3 protein-coding genes are annotated in these 4,847 nt (G+C 25.9%); all 3 read left to right on the top strand.

Features of this window, described 5'->3' with window-relative positions; all coding sequences use genetic code 4:
* The first annotated feature begins 1,023 nt into the window (after positions 1 to 1,023).
* Positions 1,024 to 1,569 carry a hypothetical protein gene (locus MAGTDC_RS03110; RefSeq protein ID WP_146657002.1) on the top strand — a complete coding sequence of 182 codons (546 nt, stop codon included), beginning with the start codon at positions 1,024 to 1,026 and terminating at the stop codon, positions 1,567 to 1,569.
* Between the two features lie 1,169 nt (positions 1,570 to 2,738).
* Positions 2,739 to 3,521, top strand: a complete 783-nt coding sequence (coxB, locus tag MAGTDC_RS03095) for a cytochrome c oxidase subunit II (protein ID WP_146657000.1) — start codon at positions 2,739 to 2,741, stop codon at positions 3,519 to 3,521.
* Positions 3,522 to 3,645: 124 nt separating this feature from the next.
* Positions 3,646 to 4,847 (top strand): cbb3-type cytochrome c oxidase subunit I (locus MAGTDC_RS03090; protein WP_192573174.1); only part of this gene is annotated, 1,202 nt, incomplete at its 3' end.

Genomic DNA, 4,847 nt, shown 5'->3' with positions numbered 1-4,847 from the left:
ATTAAAGATAAATTAATCGTGAAATAATGTTATGAGGTATTAGGTCATTACAAGGTTGTAACATTTATGATTTATATCTATCTTAATAATTATATCTACATGACCATAATTGAGATGTTGAAACCAGATAATAAGTATTTGTTAAGCGGTCATTAATTTGATTAAATATATGTTATAATTTGTTGATTTTATTAAATATTATCAAAAAAAATTATATTATTAGTTATATCCAAATATTTCTATTTTTTTGTACTGATTAATTCATTAATTGATTTATATTTATTCTTTTTTAAAATTTAAGTTAAAATTGATTTGGTTTGTTCGTTTTTCCTTAATTCTTTAAGTATTATAAAATATAATCTTAACATCCATTATAATTATAGATCAGTATTCTATATTTCTTATGATTAAAATCGATTATTTATATCAGAGAAATAAACGTCATAACGACATGTTCAGCTATTATAATTGGTATAACTATACATGGTTATGTCATAATTTTGTTAATTTACTGCCATTTAATTTAAAATAAAGAACTTCGATAACTAATTAGAACTGATATATATTGTAATGTTAAAAACTTAAGGTGTAAGAAAATCAATGAAATTCAGTTGAAGAAATAAACATGAAGATGATGGGTTTAAATTAATATTAAACATCCTAAAGATGTATTTAGATGTTGAAAAAGAGAAACACTAATGAATAAAGTGGATAGATTCAATGACATTACAAATAAATTAGGAAGTACTTATTAGATATCGATGTTAATTAAGTAGTTTTAGATAATCTTAATTCAAACTATAATACCAATGAATGATTGGGAATTTATAAATGTATAGTTGTTTGTTAATTTTTTTTGGTCCAACATTCGGTATGTTTTAAAATTTATCTTTTAACAGTTATTAGAGATTGAGTAACTATAATTATTTATATATCCTTAAAAATATGAAGTATTATAACAATAAAGTAAATAACTTAAATTATAATTTTGGTTGATTAAAAACAAAATTGTATGACAACATCGTGTTATCAAGTATAGACTTGGATATTTTAAACACGATTATTGATAAAATAGATCTATTAATATTTAGAGATTACGTTGTGCTTAGAACCAGTTTAAATAAACGTGCTATAAAAAATATTATATTAAAATGATATGTTAAATCAATCAACAATAGTATTGAGTTGTTGGTATTTAAGTCAAAAATTAAAGGATTAAACTATGAAATGTTTATTAATAAATATGAATTCATGAAAATTAAGCTTAACAATTTGTTATATGTAAGCGTATTTGATTTAGATGAAACCATTATAAGCTTCGATGTTAAGAGTTTACTTAAATGTTTACATGAAACGAGGGTTGTTAGTACTACAATGATTATAAATCAATCAAATTTACAACAGAACTTAAAATACAATCTTAACAATAAAATAAAAGAATATATAAATCAAGTTAATATAGTTGATGATTTAGAAGAACAGTATGAAATGATGAAAAAACGTTTATTAATTGAAGTTAACATGCCAAGATTAGTTGTAAAGAAATGGAAAACAGATATAAATTGATAACAGAAAGATATAAAAATAATGTGGTTGTAGCTTAATGGTAGAGTTTAAGAATGTGGCTCTTGAAGTGGCGATTCAATTCTGCCCAATCGTATTGTTATCAAAAATATTTACATCATAATTAACATTTGATTTATCTTTGGATAACATGTTTTTTTCGTTGTCTTATAAAACATATGAGATAAACCATAAATATAAAAGAGGTTTAATAAGTTTGATTTTAATATTGTATAAAAATAGTTAATTAAAAGAGATAAAATTATTAAAAAAAAGAACTGGTTATTAAATTCTAACAACATATGTCATCAAATATTATAATTTATATAAAAATATAAAGAATAAATGATCCTTTGGTCATTTTGTTGTAAACAGTTAATATCATCATCCAAGGATTTGAAGATTTTGAAGTATTTGTTTAATCTAATTAATGATAAGGATTGATGATCAAAATGTTGGTAATAAGATGTTTGGAAACAGATAAAGAGATTAGATGTATAAGGTAATAAATAATTCTGCTAATCCAATATATATGACATGTTGTTTATATTATTTTTAATAAATATCGAATTATATTCATGTTATTAACAGTAGAATGGTTGTTGATCCAAAATTGTAAGATATTAGAGGTATTAAATAAAAGAAATTTATTAGTTGTGACATGTTAACATGTTCCATTTATAATAAATTAACACATGAAGATAAAAATATTACAGTAATTAATGGTAATGATATAACTATTACTGATAGTTTTTTATTATTATTAGGGAATAAAATAAAATTAATAAGTTGAAGTTATAATTTAATGATTTATAATCCAATGAGATTGATATCCGAAGGAATAAACACATATATTATCTGTGATATTTGAAGTTATTAATTAGGTGATAGAACCAAGATGAATTAATAAGACTTTATAGGATGTTTATTAAAGTGAAACAGCTGTTGATGGATATCTGTTATAATTGGTTAAAGATTTAGATTGGAATTGATTACTATGTTTAAAAAATATAAAATTTATTAAAGATATAAAATGGTTGAAGTTATTTTACAAGAATTAATCTGTCTATGGATATTCAATACCAAACCTATAACAAAATATGGTAACAAATAGACTATTAAAATAGACTATTAATGATACTAGTTCTAATCATATTGGGGGTTCTGAAGATAATATGATATCTGTATTTGTAGGAAAGCCATTAAATTGACAGACTGGTTTACAACGATCGGCAACACCAGTAATGAAACAGATAAATCAGCTTATGAGCTTTACAAATGTACTATTATCTCCGATATTGATTTTTGTTGTAATAGCAATTATAACTTTGTGTTATAAAAATAGAGGTAATACCGTTATATCACGAATAAATAAGAATTTACCTTTAGAAATCATATGAACAATTATACCAATTATGATTTTATCGTGTATATGCTCACCCTCGTTTAAAGCTCTGAAGTATCAGATGTCTCAAAAGAGATTACCTTTTATTACTGTTAAAGTGACAGCACACCAATGATATTGAAACTATGAATATCACTTAACTGATAGTAGGTTTAACTATAATTCAAATATATTAAAACCACATCAAAGAATCAAATTCAAGAAAACTAATTTAAATCTCTATCCTGAACTATTAGCAACAGATTATGAACTTGTTGTACCTTCCAGAAGAGTGGTTAGAATATTAGTTACATCTGGTGATGTAATCCATGGCTTTGCTGTTCCAACATTTGGATTAAAAATAGATGCAATTCCCGGAAAGATAAATGATGCTTGAATTAAAGTAGCTGCTCCTGGTATATATTATGGACAATGTTCAGAATTTTGTGGTAAAGATCATTCCTTTATGCCGATTGCCGTTCGAGTTGTATCACAAGAAAAATTTAATAACTGATTGAAACTAGCAAGAAATAATCTAGATAATGCATTTAGAATAATGAGATATGGATCATAAATTTAATAGATTAACAGAATACATCGAAGATAACATATTTCGATTAATATTAAATCTTTATGATATTGTGGTATTTGTTAATGGGTGATTTAAAAAGCATATTACAAACGTTGTAAATTCAATGATGCTTTGAGATCATGTTAGAATAGGTAGATATTATATATTCTTTTCAGTGATATTTGGTACAATTGCTATGGTAATATCTATCTTAATGAGGGCGGAATTGAACTATCCGGGAATACAAGTTTACAACAAAATTGCTAAACTAATATATAAGGAGGGAGATATAGATGATAGGGCCAAACATTTATATAATTCTTCAATGACGGCACATGGACTAATGATGATATTTTATATGTTAATGCCAATGCTTATCAATGGTATGGGAAGTTTATTAATACCTAAATTAGTTATGTCCGATGATTTGGCCTCGAAGGTAGCAAGTTTATGTTCATTCTTTATTTTGGTGTTGTCAGGATTAATTGCAGTGGCATCGTTGTTAACAAAAGGTACATTGACTGACTATGGTTCTGCAACAGGATGGACTTTATATCCACCATTATCTAATGCCAATTACCATACTGGTAGATCAGTAGATCTTGTTATATTTGCAATTATATTAGCATGTATTTCATCTGTGATAACTTCATCGAACTTCATTTCAACAATTATAACAAGGAAAGATAGAAGAGTAAGACTTATAAAGATGTCACTTATAGCTTGAGCAATGCTGATCTCATCACTATTATTAATAATTACTATGCCAGTATTGATAAGTGCTGTTGCGATGTTGTTTTTAGATAGAAGATTTAATACTGTATTCTATGAATCTCAAGCGGGAAGTGATCCTACAATGTTTCAACACTTGTTTTGATTCTTTGGACACCCAGAGGTCTATGCATTAATATTGCCAGCGTTTGGAATAGTAAGTGAAATTATATCTAAATTCTCAGGTAAACCAATTTTTGGAAGATCTGGTATGATATTATCAATGATGTCTATAGCTTTAATAGGTTTAGTTGTTTGAGCACATCACATGTATACTGTAGGACTTACATTTAAATCAATTAAGTATTTCGTAATCTCAACAATGGCTGTTGCTGTTCCAACTGGAATTAAGGTATTCTCTTGGCTTGGTACTATGTGAGGTGGTAATATTCGTTTAAAATCTCCCATGATATGGGCATTAGGATTTGTAATCTTGTTTGTTGCAGGGGGTTTAACTGGAATACAACTAGCTAATGCTGCTTTGAGTAAAGCATTACATGATACTTATTATGTTGTTGCTCATTTCCATTATGTATTGTCCGTTGCTTCGATATTTGC

It is taken from the genome of Candidatus Hodgkinia cicadicola (assembly GCF_002774925.1).
This window is presented reverse-complemented; position numbering and strand designations above follow the sequence as displayed.